This window comes from Endozoicomonas sp. ALE010, assembly GCF_049310165.1.
Taxonomy (GTDB): Bacteria; Pseudomonadota; Gammaproteobacteria; order Pseudomonadales; family Endozoicomonadaceae; genus Endozoicomonas.
Window position 1 is genome coordinate 124,371 of the sequence record NZ_JBLYNV010000003.1, and the last position, 15,694, is coordinate 140,064.

General features: G+C 51.2%; 14 protein-coding genes. 5 read left to right on the forward strand and 9 right to left on the reverse strand.

Annotated elements, in window-relative coordinates:
- Positions 1-298: 298 nt before the first annotated feature.
- Complete coding sequence (locus tag ACO6UY_RS02660) at positions 299-3,061, forward strand: ankyrin repeat domain-containing protein (RefSeq protein WP_422488983.1); 2,763 nt, start codon at positions 299-301, stop codon at positions 3,059-3,061.
- Here the strand turns inward: ACO6UY_RS02660 and ACO6UY_RS02665 are convergent.
- The 6 genes from ACO6UY_RS02665 to ACO6UY_RS02690 form a co-directional block, all read right to left on the reverse strand.
- Positions 2,996-3,319: a type II toxin-antitoxin system PemK/MazF family toxin gene (locus ACO6UY_RS02665; protein ID WP_422446432.1), complete on the reverse strand. Its 324-nt coding sequence runs from the start codon at positions 3,317-3,319 to the stop codon at positions 2,996-2,998. The genes ACO6UY_RS02660 and ACO6UY_RS02665 overlap by 66 nt on opposite strands.
- Positions 3,316-3,546: an antitoxin MazE family protein gene (locus ACO6UY_RS02670; RefSeq protein WP_422446434.1), complete on the reverse strand. Its 231-nt coding sequence runs from the start codon at positions 3,544-3,546 to the stop codon at positions 3,316-3,318. Before ACO6UY_RS02670 ends, ACO6UY_RS02665 begins: the two co-directional genes overlap by 4 nt.
- A gap of 75 nt (positions 3,547-3,621) precedes the next feature.
- Positions 3,622-3,999 carry a DUF971 domain-containing protein gene (locus ACO6UY_RS02675; protein WP_269673216.1) on the reverse strand — a complete coding sequence of 126 codons (378 nt, stop codon included), beginning with the start codon at positions 3,997-3,999 and terminating at the stop codon, positions 3,622-3,624.
- A 76-nt stretch (positions 4,000-4,075) separates the two neighbouring features.
- Positions 4,076-5,416, reverse strand: a complete 1,341-nt coding sequence (gene hslU, locus ACO6UY_RS02680) for an HslU--HslV peptidase ATPase subunit (RefSeq protein ID WP_422446437.1) — start codon at positions 5,414-5,416, stop codon at positions 4,076-4,078.
- A 28-nt stretch (positions 5,417-5,444) separates the two neighbouring features.
- Positions 5,445-5,987 (reverse strand): ATP-dependent protease subunit HslV, encoded by a 543-nt coding sequence (hslV, locus tag ACO6UY_RS02685; protein ID WP_422446439.1) that lies wholly within the window; start codon positions 5,985-5,987, stop codon positions 5,445-5,447.
- A gap of 105 nt (positions 5,988-6,092) precedes the next feature.
- Entirely contained in the window at positions 6,093-6,686 is a 594-nt protein-coding gene (locus ACO6UY_RS02690; RefSeq protein WP_422488984.1) for an SPOR domain-containing protein, read from the reverse strand.
- 193 nt (positions 6,687-6,879) lie between these two features.
- Between ACO6UY_RS02690 and argS the strand changes: the two genes are divergently transcribed.
- Together argS and ACO6UY_RS02700 are read left to right on the forward strand one after the other, a co-directional pair.
- On the forward strand, positions 6,880-8,622 hold the full coding sequence (argS, locus tag ACO6UY_RS02695) for an arginine--tRNA ligase (protein WP_422488986.1): 1,743 nt from the start codon (positions 6,880-6,882) through the stop codon (positions 8,620-8,622).
- A 144-nt stretch (positions 8,623-8,766) separates the two neighbouring features.
- Positions 8,767-9,363, forward strand: a complete 597-nt coding sequence (locus ACO6UY_RS02700; protein WP_422488987.1) for a hypothetical protein — start codon at positions 8,767-8,769, stop codon at positions 9,361-9,363.
- Positions 9,364-9,428: 65 nt separating this feature from the next.
- Here the strand turns inward: ACO6UY_RS02700 and dtd are convergent, their stop codons facing one another.
- Both dtd and pip read right to left on the reverse strand, forming a co-directional pair.
- Positions 9,429-9,866 (reverse strand): D-aminoacyl-tRNA deacylase, encoded by a 438-nt coding sequence (dtd, locus tag ACO6UY_RS02705; RefSeq protein ID WP_422488989.1) that lies wholly within the window; start codon positions 9,864-9,866, stop codon positions 9,429-9,431.
- Positions 9,867-9,904: 38 nt separating this feature from the next.
- Entirely contained in the window at positions 9,905-10,858 is a 954-nt protein-coding gene (gene pip, locus ACO6UY_RS02710; RefSeq protein WP_422488990.1) for a prolyl aminopeptidase, read from the reverse strand.
- Between the two features lie 226 nt (positions 10,859-11,084).
- On the opposite strand from pip, the gene ACO6UY_RS02715 reads away from it, so the two are divergent.
- Positions 11,085-12,167, forward strand: a complete 1,083-nt coding sequence (locus ACO6UY_RS02715; RefSeq protein ID WP_422488992.1) for a hypothetical protein — start codon at positions 11,085-11,087, stop codon at positions 12,165-12,167.
- A 55-nt stretch (positions 12,168-12,222) separates the two neighbouring features.
- On the opposite strand, the gene typA is transcribed toward ACO6UY_RS02715, so the two are convergent.
- Complete coding sequence (typA, locus tag ACO6UY_RS02720; protein ID WP_422466083.1) at positions 12,223-14,040, reverse strand: translational GTPase TypA; 1,818 nt, start codon at positions 14,038-14,040, stop codon at positions 12,223-12,225.
- 348 nt (positions 14,041-14,388) lie between these two features.
- Here typA and ACO6UY_RS02725 point away from each other — a divergent pair, with 348 nt between their 5' ends.
- On the forward strand, positions 14,389-15,642 hold the full coding sequence (locus ACO6UY_RS02725; RefSeq protein WP_422459466.1) for a hypothetical protein: 1,254 nt from the start codon (positions 14,389-14,391) through the stop codon (positions 15,640-15,642).
- Positions 15,643-15,694 lie beyond the last annotated feature (52 nt).

The following is a 15,694-nucleotide window of genomic DNA, read 5'->3' on the forward strand; positions in this document are numbered from 1 at the left end:
CCCGGCTAATGGATGGACAGATTAAAGACTGATGCAATCAGCAGGCATGAAAACTGGTGGGCAATTGAAGTCTAATAACCAGAACCAGCTGAACAAGCATGAATTAAGACAAAAAAAGTGACAAACCGTTCATTAATTGCTCACAGCTCCGGACTTGAAGGCCTCCCTTATCCGGCTCTTCCTATCCAACCGCTGACACAGCCCGGTCTTTCCCTGGCGATAATCCCTGCAAGCCAAAATATCTCTGCTACGCTTCTCTTGCCTTCCCATGGTCATCCACCATTAGTCAGGAGATCTGATGAATACTGCTATTTCGCCAGCCCCTGCCGTCCCTTTCGTTTTAAATAATTCCTGCCCCGTGTGCCAGCAGACATTTGCTGATCAACAAGAAATCACCGTTGCCACTTGTCAGCATCGATATCATGAACAGTGCATCACTCCCTGGCTGAACAACTCTAAAGGGATTGCCCAGCGCAGTGTCGATGTTGTGCAGCAGGTACCTGGCCATGGCAGTGCAGCTGAACCACTGCTTGACCAGGCCGCTGTTCTCGATGAACCCCTGCAATGCTGTCGTTCCGGGGATATGGAGGCGTTGTCTGGCTGGCTGGATCGGGAGCCGATGCTGGCCCGTCAGAGCTTTTACTCAGCATTTTACGGCGGCCATGTCACGCTGCTGCACATTGCTGCCCAGACGGGCAATGAGGCGTGTGTACAGATGCTTGTTAACCATAATTCCAATGTCAATGCCGTCTCCTCTGTCGGCGTGACACCCCTGCACTTTGCCGCAGGATATGGCCACGAGCAGTGTGTCAAAACATTGATCAATAATGGTGCCAATATGAATATCCGGGACAGTATGGGCAGAAGCCCCCTGCACAGTGCTGCCCTGCATGGTCAAGTGACGTGTGTGGAGCGTTTTCTTGAATTCAGGGCGGCTGGCAATGAAATTGACCTGTTTGACACTACCCCCCTGCATCTCGCAGCTATGATGGGGCATGATGCCTGTGTGGCAGCCATACTCTTCACCGGGCGCAGAGAGAAGCACGGTGAGAGGAGTGAGAGGAGTGAGAGGAGTTGGGTGAAGTATGAAGAGAATATAGATGCCACCTGTGATCACCATCATACGGCACTGCACCTTGCCGTTCTTAATGGTCATGGCAAGTGTGCACAAATCCTGCTCGATCATGGTGCCAATGTGAACGCCATTCTGGACAAGGGCAAGACACTCCTGCATGTTCTCACCCGCAGTGGCCCCATCGATTTCTTGCAAGTGCTCCTTGATCAAGGGCTGGATGTCAATGCCAAAGACGACAATGGGCAGACAGCCCTGCACATTGCCGCCCTTGGTGGCGGTGTGAATTTTATGGAACTGTTGCTCAATCGCAATGTCAGCCTGCTTGACGCCAGGGACAACGACGGCTCTACTCCCCTGCACCTGGCAGCCCTGGCTGGCAAGGCCCGGTGCGTGGAATTACTGCTGAACCGGCAGGCAAACGTCAACTGCCGCAACAACAGGAACCTGTCACCCCTGAGCAACGCTGCCCATCAAGGGTATCCAGAGTGTATAAAACTTTTACTGGCTCATGGTGCCGGGTTTCTTGAAGCCAGCACCATCCTTGGCTGGTCGCCACTGCACAGCGCCGCCGACCATGGACACGTTGAATGTGTGGAGCTTTTGCTTGGTGCCGGGCACAACGTCAATGCGGTCAACCGTGACGGTATAACCGCTCTGCACCGGGCCACCCAGACTCCCCAGCGGAATTCTGTGGACATCCTGATCAGGCATGGTGCCAATATCCATGCCCTCACAGAGGGCCACAATACCCCCCTCCATAATACGACCCTGTTCGACAGTGTGGAGTATCTGCAGACCTTGATCAGGCTGGGGGCTGATATCAATGCCAGGACTCTTTATGGCTTGACGCCTCTGCATATTGCTGCCCGGGAAGGGAGTGTGAAATGTATGAAAGTCTTGCTTGAGCATCAGGCGCTGATCATAAGCTCCCAACGCGGTGGGGGATGGACGCCCCAGCATTTTGCCAGCAAACATGGTCACAGCGAATGCCTTCGGTTGCTGTTGATGGACAAAAGGGCGAGCATTAATCCAAAGGATGGGATGGGCCATACCCCCCTGCACATCGCTGCCCAGTTTGGCAGGATTTCCTGTATGACTGTGCTGTTGAATCACAAAGACTCGGTGTATATCAATGCCAGGAGTAATAAGAAATTGAGCCCCTTGCATATAGCCGCACAGTTGGGCCAGTTGGAAAGTGTCGAGCTTCTTTTGGCTTACAAAGCGGATATCAACTTCAAGAATAAACGTGGCCAGACTCCCCTGCACCTGGCCACCATAAGCGATCAGAGGCAGTGTGTGCAGGTTCTGGTCGACAACAATGCCGATATCACTACCCTGGATGACAACAACTACTCCCCCCTATGCCACGCTGTCCGCCTTGGTTATACCGCATGCATGGAGCTGTTGCTTGATGCGATGGAAAAGACTGGAATTTCCCTCAATCAGTTGCAGGGAGGGATATCTCTTTTGCATATCGCTGCCCAGTGTGGCCAGATCGACTGTGCCCAGATCCTGGTTAACAAAGGGATAGATGTTAATAACAGGTCGGCTGCAGGCTTTACGCCCCTGCACATGGCCATAAAGAAAGACAAGGTAGAAAGTGCACAATTCCTGCTCTGTAACGGGGCAAATATCCATGCGACCACCAGCACAGACGAGACGGTGCTGCATGTTGCGGTTAAGGGAAATGCCGTTGGGTCTTTGCCCGTTCTGATCGATAGCGGCGCTGATATCCATGCCAGGGATTGCCATGGCCAGACACCCCTGGAACTGGCCAGGAAGAAACAACGTAAGCAGCTGATCTTGATGCTCGAAAAGGCAGAACAATCCCTGGGCCGAAATCCTGACCATGATGAATGGCAATTGTCGTGCATTGCTGATTGCTCGCGCTCCCGGGAATCCGTTGTGGATGAAGTGCTTTCAGGCCATTCCCAACCACAAGGCCATCAGCCGGATGACTTCTGTCAGTTCTGGTTGACTGAGTGAGCCGATGGTTTTGCCGATTCTGTCTGCTTTTATAGTGGTGATTTTATCAATCATCACTTGAGAGGTTTTGTTGAGCCCGTTTTCTTTACTTTCAAACAGGGTGTAGCGAAATAGGGGCACATCCCTCAACTCTCCTGTGATTGGCAAAAGAGTGACCGAAGGGTGTTCTGGAAACAGGTTGGATTGGATGATTAAGGCTGGCCTGGGTTTGCCATCGTCTCCCTTGATTGAGACGGTAACGATGTCGCCGCGCTTCATGCCCAGCCCTCATCGTCGCTGGTTTGTTCAATCCAGTCCATGGTGTCGCGTTCCAGTTTATCGGACTTGAGCATAGCAGATTGTCGCTGACACTCCAGACCGAAGCCCTTGATCCGTGTATCAGGAACCCGGATCTGTAAAGGGCGCAAACCAGCCTGACGCAATGTTTCTCTGTGACTTTCTACACGTTTCCAGGTGGTTTTGGACTGGTTAATATTGGTAGACATAATGCCTCCGTGGCTAAGTTTTCATAATGGTGGTTATGTCACATGCAACGTAGCAGGCAGGGCATTAAGGTCAAGTTACTGAAAAAGACGAACCACCGAAACGTCCGGATCACGGCTGGCACCGGCATCCCTCAGAGCCTGCAGGTACTCATCCCACATCGCTTCTTTGTTATGACACAGCTCATGGAGGTAACCCCAGTCATAAATCCCACTGTTATGCCCATCATCAAACACCAGCTTGATGGCATATTGGCCAACCATTTCCACGCCGGTGATGGCCACATTCAGTTTACCGGTCTGCAAAACAGGGTTGCCATGACCACGAACCTCGGCAGATGGGCTTAATACCCGGAGAAACTCCGCTTCCAGCTGGAACGTGTCATGACCAAACTGAATCTCCAGGGTTTTGGAGCGCTTATGCAGTTTAATGGCGGAAGGAATTGGGGTAGTCATTTCGGGCGGGGGTTCCACTCATAGAAAAGAGTAAGAGAGTGAAAGGAGTGACCAACTGACCACTCCCTATCAAACATCAGAGGATATAACGACTCAGGTCTTCATCCTGAACCAGTTCACCCAGGTGTTTATCAACATAAGCCGCATCAATCTTCAGTGGCGCGCCATCCTGGGCTGAGGCCAGATCTGCTGCACCAAAGGAGACTTCTTCCAGCAGACGCTCCATCACTGTATGGAGACGGCGGGCACCGATATTCTCAGTACGCTCATTCACCTGCCAGGAAACCTCCGCCAGGCGGCGAATGGCATCCTCGGCAAACTCGATATTGAGCGACTCTGTGGCCATCAGCGCCTGGTATTGTTCCGTCAGAGATGCATCCGGCTCGGTCAGAATGCGCATAAAGTCTTCAGAAGAGAGCGCTTTCAGTTCAACACGGATGGGCAGACGTCCTTGCAGCTCCGGAATCAGATCAGAAGGCTTGGCCAGGTGGAACGCACCGGAGGCAATAAACAGAATGTGATCTGTCTTCACCATGCCGTATTTGGTAGAAACGGTACAACCTTCGATCAATGGCAGCAGGTCACGCTGCACACCTTCACGGGAGACATCGGCATTGGAAGCCCCGGAGCGCCTGGCCACTTTGTCAATTTCGTCAATAAAGACGATACCGTTCTGCTCAACAGCGTCAACCGCCTTGGTCTTGAGCTCGTCTTCATTAACCAGCTTGGCCGCTTCCTCTTCCTGAACCAGACGCATGGCATCCTTGACTTTCAGCTTCCGCTTTTTGGATTTGCCGGTATTCAGGTTCGAGAACATGTTCTGCAGCTGGCTGGTCATCTCTTCCATGCCCGGAGGAGCCATGATTTCAACACCCATGGCCGCTTCACGCACATCAATCTCAATCTCTTTATCGTCCAGGTCACCTTCACGGAGTTTTTTGCGGAACACCTGACGGGTTGAGTTGTCCTGAGGCTGAGACGACTCTTCACCAAAAGAACGGGGAGGCGGCAGCAGGGCATCCAGAATGCGCTCTTCAGCGGCATCCAGCGCACGGTGACGAACGCGCTCCATCTCCATCTCACGGAGCATTTTGATGGCAGCATCCATCAGGTCACGGACAATGGACTCGACATCGCGGCCCACATAACCCACTTCGGTAAACTTGGTGGCTTCCACCTTGATAAACGGTGCATTGGCCAGTTTGGCCAGACGCCGGGCAATCTCGGTTTTACCAACGCCGGTGGGGCCGATCATCAAAATATTTTTCGGGCTGATCTCGTTACGCAGATCTTCATTCAACTGCATTCTGCGCCAGCGGTTCCGAAGGGCAATCGCTACAGCGCGTTTGGCCTCGTCCTGGCCAATAATATGTTTGTCCAGCTCATGGACAATTTCACGGGGTGTCATATCTGACATATCAGAAACTCGTTAGATCGCTATTGTTTCAAGCTGCAGGAAGCTCTTCGATGACTTGGTTTGAGTTGGTGTAGACACAGATATCTGCGGCGATACCCAGACTCTTTTCAACGATATCCCGGGCACCCATTTCTGTGTTATGAAACAGTGCCTTGGCAGCTGCCTGGGCATAAAAACCACCGGAACCGATGGCCAGGATGCCATCTTCCGTCTCCATGACATCGCCATTACCGGTGATGATCAGGGAGGCCGTGGCATCAGCAACAATCAGCATGGCTTCCAGACGTTGCAGGGCCCGCTCGGTTCGCCACTCTTTGGCCAGCTCAACCGCTGATTTGGTCAGTCGTCCCTGGTGTTTTTCCAGCTGGGCTTCAAAACGCTCAAACAGGGTAAAGGCATCAGCGGTACCACCGGCAAACCCGGCAATCACTTTACCTTTATACAGTCGGCGTACTTTGTGGGCGTTGCCCTTGATTACGGCATCACCCAGCGAAACCTGGCCATCACCACCGATCACCACACTGCCGCCACGACGTACCGACAGAATAGTTGTGCCACGATACTGTTCCAAGGCTCGCTCCTTAATAAAAAAACGGATAACAAGGCTTTATATGGGGCAGGGAAATAAATTATCAAGAGGGGCGGAAGAGAAAACCCGCCCACAATGGTGCTTTTTCTATTTCAACTGTAACAAAAGACTATCAATGTTTTTGCTGGCCAGCACTTCCTGGGCATTGTGCAGTGAGACCCGGTCGGTAAATGGTCCCAGCTGCACCCGGTGCCAGGTTTCCCCTGTGCCAACACTGACTTTCTCGACTTTGGGAGTCAAACCTTCCAGCAGCAATTGCGCCCTGAGTCGCTCGGCATCCTTGTCGCTGCGGAAGGAACCAGCCTGCAGAAGATATTTTTTAGCGCTGGCTGCCGGTTTCTGATCCGGCTTACTCTCTGTTTTTCTGGCAGAGACTGGTTCCGGTTTCAGTTCCGGCTCCGCAATGGATACCGTCACTTCCGACTCGGGCAGCAGGGTATAAAAATCAAACACCGGCTGATTATCTTTTTTCTGTTCATCCCCGGACGATGACTGGACCTGCCCGGCGACGCTGCGCACATCTTTGGCAGAGGGCGTCAGCCCTGCCAGAAAAGCAGCAAACACACCAATAACCAGACCTGCCAGCAACCAGGCCCAGTTGGGCAGAGACACACCGGCGGATTTACCGGCATTGGTCGATTTACTGGCTCCCCGCCTGCTATTGTTTGATCTGGATGTCATATCTCTCAACTTATCTATTGTCAGGTCTGTGTTTGTCCGGCTGTTTATGAACACAACCGGATAAAGATACCATTATCTCCAGCCTTACTGGTATAAGTTCAAGCACAGCGATTGCTTCTATTGAGACAAATGGCCTTTTTCGATAGCATTCCCGCCATTTAAATTCCAGCGAGTTTTAACCAAGGACTCATGCATGAATATTCTCAAGCTGCTTGAAGACAAGGTCATCAAAGCGCTTATTGCTGCGGGTGCTCCAGAGGAGACCCCGGCCATGGTTCGTCCCGGCACACGGGCGAACTTTGGTGATTACCAGTGCAACGCCGTGATGGCTGCGGCCAAAAAAATGGGTATGAACCCACGGGAACTGGCACAAAAAGTGATTGATAATCTGGACCTTGATGGCATTGCCAGCAAGGTTGACATTGCCGGACCCGGTTTCATCAACATTCACCTCGCCCCCCAATGGCTGGCCAGCAGTCTTCAGTCTGCCGTCCACGATCCCCGGGCTGGAGTTGCACAGACCGACAACAGGCAAACCGTGGTGGTTGATTACTCAGCGCCGAACGTTGCCAAAGAGATGCACGTTGGCCACCTGCGCTCCACCATTATCGGTGACTCAACCGCCAGAACCCTGGAGTTTCTCGGACACAAGGTGATCCGCCAGAACCACCTGGGGGACTGGGGTACGCAATTTGGCATGCTGATCGCCCACCTGGAAGAACTGGAGAAAGAGAACCAGGAAGCCATGAGCATGGAGCTTTCTGACCTGGAAACGTTCTATCGCGAAGCCAAGAAGCATTTTGATGACAACCCGGACTTCGCCACCCGCGCCAGAAGCTATGTGGTCCGCCTGCAGGCCGGTGACGAGTACTGCCTGAAACTGTGGAAAAAACTGGTGGATACCACCCTGTCACACAACCAGGATACCTACGACCGCCTGAATGTCTCACTGACCACTGCTGATGTGATGGGGGAAAGCGCCTATAACGACAGTCTGCCAGTCATCATTAAGCTGCTGGATGAACAGGGACTGTTGAGCGAAGACAACGGTGCCAGGGTTGTCTTTCTGGATGAGTTCAAAAACAAGGATGGCGACCCAATGGGCGTCATCGTCGAGAAGTCCGGAGGTGGTTTCCTTTACACGACCACCGATCTGGCGGCGATCCGTCACCGCTGCCATACCCTGAACGCCGATCGCGTTCTCTATTACGTAGATGCACGCCAGGGACAGCATTTCGACCAGGTATTCACCATTGCCCGCAAGGCAGGATTTGCGTCTGACCACGCGTCACTGGAACACCACGCCTTTGGTATGATGCTGGGCAAAGATGGCAAACCGTTCAAGACCCGTGCCGGCACCACCATCAAGCTGGCAGACCTTCTGGACGAGGCGGAAGAACGCGCAGCAGCCCTGATTGCCAGTAAATCCGGCGACCTTTCAGAAGAACAGAAGGTAAATGTGATCCGCTCTGTGGCCATTGGCTCGGTAAAATATGCGGACCTTTCCAAAAACCGGACCAGCGACTATGTTTTTGACTGGGATAACATGCTGGCCTTTGAGGGCAATACCGCACCTTACCTGCTCTATGCCTACACCCGGATCATGAGCATCTTCCGCAAGGCCGGTATCAGCGAGTCTGACCTCACTGGTGATATCCTGCTTGAGAACGATGCTGAACGGGAGCTGGCCCTGCTGCTGTGCCGCTTCAGCGAAACCATTGAATCCGTTGCCAGAGAAGGCCTGCCACATCAGCTGTGCGCCTATCTGTACGACATCTCCGGTGCCTTTATGAAGTTCTATGAAGCATGCCCGGTGAACAAGGAAGGCGTTTCTGAAGACCTGCGCAACAGCCGCCTGCAGATCTGCGCCCTGACCGCCAGAACCCTGAAGCTGGGTCTTGGCCTGCTGGGCATTGAAACCGTCGAGCAGATGTAATAATACCCGCCTGACACCCAATGTCAGGCCATCTATCGCCTTATTTGCAATTATTTTGCCCAATTAGCCAACATTGGCGGAACTTTTCCGAAACCTCATAGTCTAGAACAATAGTTCAAAAGAATTTTAATAAGGAGGTTAACCATGATTGGTTCTGCCATACCAGGTGGAATAGCCCGATTAACCAAGAGGTTTATCAGTTATTCCGAGCCCGTGTCTCGACCTTTAGCCATGTTCGTAGCTGGACGTATTGGCGGAGGTATAACTGTACAGTTTGGCCCCAGGGCTGTTAAAGCTGTTGTCGACTATACAGTTACTGGCTATTTTGCAAAGCAGCTTTGCTGTCTAACAGCAAATGCGTTTTTTGGCCCATACTATTACCCTGTCGGCCAGGTGATATTTTCCGGCCTTGCAGCAGTAAGCCCGGGGCCTGTAGCGATTGCCGATAAAATTACTCCATACTTCTACCATCAGCGTTATCTGGCCGAGCTTGACAAAAGCGACTTTGACCCGACGCGATTGGAAGCTGAAGATGTGGAACTTGAAGGAGTGGAAGAGGGCTATGTAAATTACACCTACGAGCCACTCCCTGTTGATGAGTCTACTTACTGTTTCTTCAACAAGGAAGATGCTGAAGGCATGCCACCCTTGCTTCCCCTCAATGGCAAGCCTGAGTTTGAAATGGAGGTATTCAAAACGGTCGAAACAGATGCTTCCGAGAATGATAATGCTGCACTGTAGCCAAAATATGGATCATCAGCCTATTACCGGGCTTGATGATCCATTCCGTTTTTCGGTATTTGACGCTAAGACTCGAGCAGAAACGTCACCGGCCCATCATTGAGCAGAGAGACTTTCATATCTGCACCAAAGCGGCCGGTGGCAACATTGTGATGCAGAGCTTCAGCCCGCTCAACAAAGTAGTGATATAGCTTTTCTCCCTGCCCAGGAGAGGCCCCGGCGCTGAAACCCGGGCGTAATCCTTTACGGGTATCCGCAACCAGAGTGAACTGGGAAACAATAAGCAGGCCGCCCCTCACATCGCGCAAACCAAGGTTCATCCTGCCCTGATCATCACTGAAAATTCGATATTTCAACACTTTTTCCAGCAGTTTATCCGCCAGAGCCAGGTCATCCCCTTTTTCGACACCCAGCAACAGAAGAATGCCGGAACCGATTTCTCCGACCGTCTCCCCATCCACCACCACGCTGGCATGACTGACCCGCTGAATCAAACCTTTCATCGATGCATCTCGAGTTGTTTTTCCAATACGCTCTGCTTTTAAGGAGCCAATCTTCGGGCAAAATCATCCGTTGCCCTGACCAGTGCATCCACAATGCCCGGCTCGCAGGAAGCGTGACCGGCATCCCGGATAATCTGCAAATCTGCCTGCGGCCAGTGATCCGCAAGCGCCTGCGCATTATCCAGCGGACAGATCATGTCATAACGCCCATGCACGATCACGCCGGGAATGGCTGATATCAGATTCATCTTCTCGATAATCTGATTCGGGTTAATGAAGGACTTATGTTTAAAGTAATGACACTCTATCCGCGAAAGGGATAAGGCCAGGTGTGGATCAGCAAAGTGATCCACCAGTTCATGGTTGGGTCGCAGGGTTGCCGTATTGCCCTCCCACAAAGACCAGTGCTTGGCAGCATTCATTCTGGCCAGTTCATCCTCGCCGAACAGCCGCTGATAATAAGCTTCCAGAAGATCGCCTCGTTCACCTTCCGGTATCAGCTCAAGGAAGTGCGCCCAGTGATCCGGAAATACTCTGCTGGCTCCCTCTTTATAAAGCCAGTCAAGATCCTGTTGCCGGGAGAGAAAAACACCCCTGAGAACCAGTCCTGACACACGCTTCGGATGCGCCTGGGCATACAACAACGAGAGCGTTGAGCCCCAGGAGCCACCAAATACCAGCCACCGCTCAACTCCCAGGTTTTCACGAATCAACTCCATGTCGTCAATCAGTGCAGTGGTATTATTGTGCTCCAGTTCAGCATGGGGTCTGGAGCGGCCACTCCCCCTCTGATCAAAAAGAATAATCCGATACTTTTCCGGATCAAAAAAACGGCGATCGTGCTCTGTACAACCGGCACCCGGTCCACCATGCACGAAAAGAACCGGTAGCCCATCCTGAGAACCACACTCTTCAATGTATATCTCATGAATATCATCAACTTGCAGGTGCCGGGTAGCGTAGGGTTTGATGGCAGGATACAGGGTGCGCATGGAAAATCCTTTCAGGAAAACACCAGAACAATGCCTAACCTTAACCTTAAACGGTTATTGCGGCAAAGGGCACGTCGTCACTTTTAAAAACATAACTTGAACTAATTCGGCGGCAACCTGTCTGAGACTTAGAACATAAACATCCTCTACTGATCACACCACGCCATTCAGCTACGTACACCGACCTCTCTGGAGAGGGTAATAAAACAGCAACAGCCCGAAGAATATGAAATACCAACCTGGAAAAGTAATTAAAACAATTGTGGTCTTTTTGATCATCTTAATGGTAATACCCGCCAGAGCATCCCGGTACTTCTCTGATGATGATCAAATAATGATTCAGCAATGGGTAGCCAGGACGGGCTTTAAGATTTACTCAACCAATCCTGAAACCCAACAGCATGATCGCTGGCAATATACCCTGACGGCTTTACAAGCCCTGCATACCTGTCGACCCGAACAATTTTATCACTATCTTTCACAACTGCTTATTTCGGCAGGCAGAACGGCGGATGGTGAGCTGCACCAACTGCTTCAGCCAGCATTGAATCTAAATAAAAAAGAGAAAAACGTCTTTGAAACGTTCATCCTTGAGCAGAGCAAGGATGACCTTGCGGCCTGGTTGAGCCATCACACAGAACTGGGTAAGCATCTCGCCCATAATGACGATCTCTATAACAAGCTGTTTGAACTATTAACCAGAACCACCATTAACAACACCCGGGTTTGCCCAGAAATGTTAATGCTGGAGAACTTCAAGGGGGTTAAGGAGAAGCGGCATGCTGTTTTGCAATGCATCGCCCTGTCAGCGAATCTAAATATTGTTGATATCGATATCAGCCACAACCGAATAGCCACCAGCAAAATACTGGGCCCGGGGCCCGTCAGCACCGATCTGACATCCTCGCCAGCAGTGGTTCTGGACAATAGTGAAGACCTGTTTGCAGCCATTCCTGAACTCTACGACAACCCGCACATCAACCCGGTCATATTACTCACCTCACCATTGGAATACGGTTTTCTGGTCTCTCACCGACTGAGCCAGAAAAGCAACAGGCCCCCGGTATCTCCCCTGACAACGGCCGACATTGAACAAATGCGACAGCGCTACAAGGCAGATAAAAACAAACGGGTTAAACATGAAAAGAAAAGACACTTTTTAGCGGAGGGAAAACGTAACCCTCACTTTCTGGAAGGCTGGATAGCATCACCGGGTTATACCTTTGTGGCATGCCTTGTTATTGCAGCGATTATAACTCAGCTAACGACCACGGTCCCATACCCCGGCAACCCCTGGTTAGGGCCATAAAAAAACCCCACACGAAGTGGGGTTTTGCATACAGTATTTCAGTGATTCGCCAGTATTACTTTGAACGACTTGCACGCTTACGCTCATGCTCCTTCAGGAACTTTTTGCGAATACGGATGTAGTTGGGCGTCACCTCAACCAGCTCATCATCATCAATAAACTCCAGAGCCTGCTCCAGAGAGTGACGAACTGGCGGTGTCAGAATGATATTCTCATCGGTACCCGCGGCACGAACGTTAGTCAGCTGTTTGGCTTTGGTTGGGTTTACCGTCAAATCATTATCGCGACTGTGCAGACCGATAATCTGGCCTTCATAGACATCAACGTTAGGGTTAATGAACAGACGGCCACGCTCCTGCAAGCTGAACAACGCATAGGCCAACACCTTGCCATTCACCATGGAGATAAGAACACCGTTGTTGCGCTGGCCGACTTCCCCACCCTTGACTTCACCATAATGATCAAAAATGGAGGTCAGGATACCGCTGCCTGACGTCATGGTCAGGAACTGGGAACGGAAACCGATCAAGCCACGAGCCGGCATAATGAAGTCAAGACGCACACGTCCTTTACCATCCGGTACCATATCCTTCAGTTCAGCACGACGCAGGCCAAGCTCTTCCATGACTGGTCCCTGGTGCTGTTCTTCAATGTCCACCACCACGTGCTCAAAGGGCTCCTGCTTAACGCCGTCAATTTCCTTGACCACTACCTGTGGACGGGAAACCGCCAGCTCAAACCCTTCCCGACGCATGGTTTCAATCAGAACGGACAGGTGCAGTTCACCACGGCCAGACACCTTGAACTTATCTGCATCATCGCCCTGCTCAACACGCAACGCTACGTTGGAGATCAGTTCGCGATCAAGACGCTCACGGATATTACGGGAGGTAACGAATTTGCCATCCTGACCAGCAAACGGAGAGTCATTCACCTGGAAGGTCATGCTGACTGTTGGCTCATCAACCGTCAGCGGTGGCAGCATTTCCGGACGCTCAGGATCACAGATCGTGTCAGAAATGTTCAGCTTATCAATACCGGTAATACAGACAATGTCACCGGCACGGGCTTTGGCCACTTCAACACGCTCAAGCCCCAGGTGCCCCATGACCTGCTGCACTTTGGCCTTACGCTGCTTGTTGTCACGATCCACCAGCACAATCTGCTGACCAGGCTTCAGTACACCACGGGTAATACGGCCAATACCGATAACTCCGACGTAGCTGTTGTAATCCAGGGCACTGATCTGCATCTGTAAAGGACCGTCAACATTGACCGGTGGCGCAGGCACACGCTCAGTAATCATCTCAAACAGCGGTGTCATATCTTCAGCCAGATTGTCCGGGTCATGACCGGCAACACCGTTCAGTGCGGAGGCGTAAATCACCGGGAAGTCCAGCTGCTCATCCGTAGCGCCCAGACGATCAAACAGATCAAATACCTGATCCATAACCCAGTCAGGGCGAGCACCCGGACGATCAACCTTGTTGATAACCACAATCGGTCTCAGGCCCTGCTCAAAGGCCTTCTGGGTAACAAAGCGGGTCTGTGGCATCGGACCATCAACGGCATCCACCAACAGCAGAACCGAGTCAACCATAGAGAGCACCCGCTCAACTTCACCACCGAAGTCAGCGTGTCCCGGGGTATCAACGATGTTGATATGGAAATCTTGCCACTCAATCGCGGTGTTCTTGGCCAGGATGGTAATACCACGCTCTTTTTCCTGGTCATTGGAGTCCATGATACGCTCAGCGCCCTGGTCCTTACGACCCAGAGTACCTGACTGCTGCAGCAGCTTATCCACCAGCGTAGTCTTGCCGTGGTCTACGTGGGCGATAATGGCAACGTTTCTTAACTTATTAATTTCCAAAACTTATTCCGCCTTTCAAAATCTTTAAATTTTTTTCGTACACATATTTGTACACACTTTTAAATATGTCTGCTCCAGGAGGCCGAGCAACTAAAATGGCGGCAATCCTACCACTCCGCCACTCATACGCAAGTTTTATACACCCTTATATCTGCCCGCCTTACCGGCATTTAAGTGCACGGGTATACGTATATGACCAGATATAACCGAGTTACCACGTTGACATTGCGACGGAAACCAGCCGAAGGGATTTGCTAACACTCAAAGCCATAAAGTCGTTGATCGTGAGATGCCTGATCCGTTTCCTATACTTCAGGAGATACCCAACAGCGCACATGGATGAAGCCAATGAGTAAGGTCGATGAGAGCACCCCAAGTCAGCCAGCCATCCCACCAAACAACAACAATCCTAAGAAGACTCAAAACACCAGTACAGGCCGAATTTCCCAAATAGCAGATGCTGAGCCAACAATTGGCAAAGCTGGACATGCATTATCCAATGAGCGGACAGATTTTGGTCTGGAGAAACGCCAAATCACCCTGTCTTCACCCCATAAGATCACTGACCTCAAACAGAATAAACAAGAGAAGGATCAGCTTATAATTCTCGAGGAGAAAATCCAGACCTCAACTAAAAAGCTCACCGACACGACCCACAATAGTTCAGAGCAGTGTCAGCAAATCAAGGCCCTCATCAACGCCTATATGGATGAACTCGAGATGCTGGACGATCCACCCTGCACGACCCGGCAACTGGCTTTGTTTCGAGACTACCTGCAAGAGCAATTGGTTCTCATGCCCAATGTCTACAAAGGCATTCTCCTCTCCAGCCCAAATACCAACAAGCGCTTTCTCAGTGAAATGGCGACCAAAATCAACGATAAGATTATTGCTACTATGCAGGCTCCAGACCATATTTTTGAGGATCTGGCCATACCGGCTGAGATTGAAAGAGAGGTGCGAATCCCCAGTGACAGTTGCCATGAAAGCGATATGCTCGCCATGAAAGCCGATTTAGATATACAAGGTCAACTTGTCATCCCCAACCAGATCGGTGTCGATTTGATCAGAAACACTGTACGTATTCACAACAACAATGGAGTCAACTTTGACAATAGTGCTCTATGCGCTGAATACCGCCATAAGATGGATCATAATGAGACGGATGCCGCCAACGAAGTTCGTCAGGCGTTAGAAGGCAAGATTATCAGTAGCCTTGATGGGCTACCGATCGAAACAAAGATGCAGATACTCAGCCACATCAACCAGACCGAGCTTAATCATATGCTCTACTGTCTCCAGGGTACTCTGTTTAACATGATGCCCGATTGGGGGCTGCTAACCCAACAAAACCCAGAGCTGGCTATCGATGTGATACGTAACGACAACAGCACTGACATCACCTACCGCATGAACGCTATTCCAACCCTTGCGGGGGGGGCAGGAACTACTGATGGAGAGCCTCTCAAATATGACAGTCAATCTCGCATCTCGCTCAGTCGTACTGCCACTATCGATAATGATGGCCATGTTGATTATGGAAAAATTGAGGTGCGGTTCTATCTCCATAAGGTGAAAGAGGAATCCAGTGCCAAGTCTTGAATCTTGCATGTGCTCCAAAAGGGAAACCAGCAAAAAGAAAGACCCTGGCTTT

What these genes read in the sequence shown, in the direction of transcription:
- ACO6UY_RS02675 (WP_269673216.1), bottom strand. Translation starts at nt 3,999, where the DNA reads ATGACTACCCCAATTCCTTCCGCCATTAAACTGCATAAGCGCTCCAAA.
- dtd (WP_422488989.1), bottom strand. Translation starts at nt 9,866, where the DNA reads ATGAAAGGTTTGATTCAGCGGGTCAGTCATGCCAGCGTGGTGGTGGAT.
- ACO6UY_RS02715 (WP_422488992.1), top strand. Translation starts at nt 11,085, where the DNA reads ATGAAATACCAACCTGGAAAAGTAATTAAAACAATTGTGGTCTTTTTG.
- ACO6UY_RS02700 (WP_422488987.1), top strand. Translation starts at nt 8,767, where the DNA reads ATGATTGGTTCTGCCATACCAGGTGGAATAGCCCGATTAACCAAGAGG.
- ACO6UY_RS02690 (WP_422488984.1), bottom strand. Translation starts at nt 6,686, where the DNA reads ATGACATCCAGATCAAACAATAGCAGGCGGGGAGCCAGTAAATCGACC.
- hslU (WP_422446437.1), bottom strand. Translation starts at nt 5,416, where the DNA reads ATGTCAGATATGACACCCCGTGAAATTGTCCATGAGCTGGACAAACAT.
- ACO6UY_RS02725 (WP_422459466.1), top strand. Translation starts at nt 14,389, where the DNA reads ATGAGTAAGGTCGATGAGAGCACCCCAAGTCAGCCAGCCATCCCACCA.
- pip (WP_422488990.1), bottom strand. Translation starts at nt 10,858, where the DNA reads ATGCGCACCCTGTATCCTGCCATCAAACCCTACGCTACCCGGCACCTG.
- ACO6UY_RS02670 (WP_422446434.1), bottom strand. Translation starts at nt 3,546, where the DNA reads ATGTCTACCAATATTAACCAGTCCAAAACCACCTGGAAACGTGTAGAA.
- ACO6UY_RS02665 (WP_422446432.1), bottom strand. Translation starts at nt 3,319, where the DNA reads ATGAAGCGCGGCGACATCGTTACCGTCTCAATCAAGGGAGACGATGGC.
- argS (WP_422488986.1), top strand. Translation starts at nt 6,880, where the DNA reads ATGAATATTCTCAAGCTGCTTGAAGACAAGGTCATCAAAGCGCTTATT.
- ACO6UY_RS02660 (WP_422488983.1), top strand. Translation starts at nt 299, where the DNA reads ATGAATACTGCTATTTCGCCAGCCCCTGCCGTCCCTTTCGTTTTAAAT.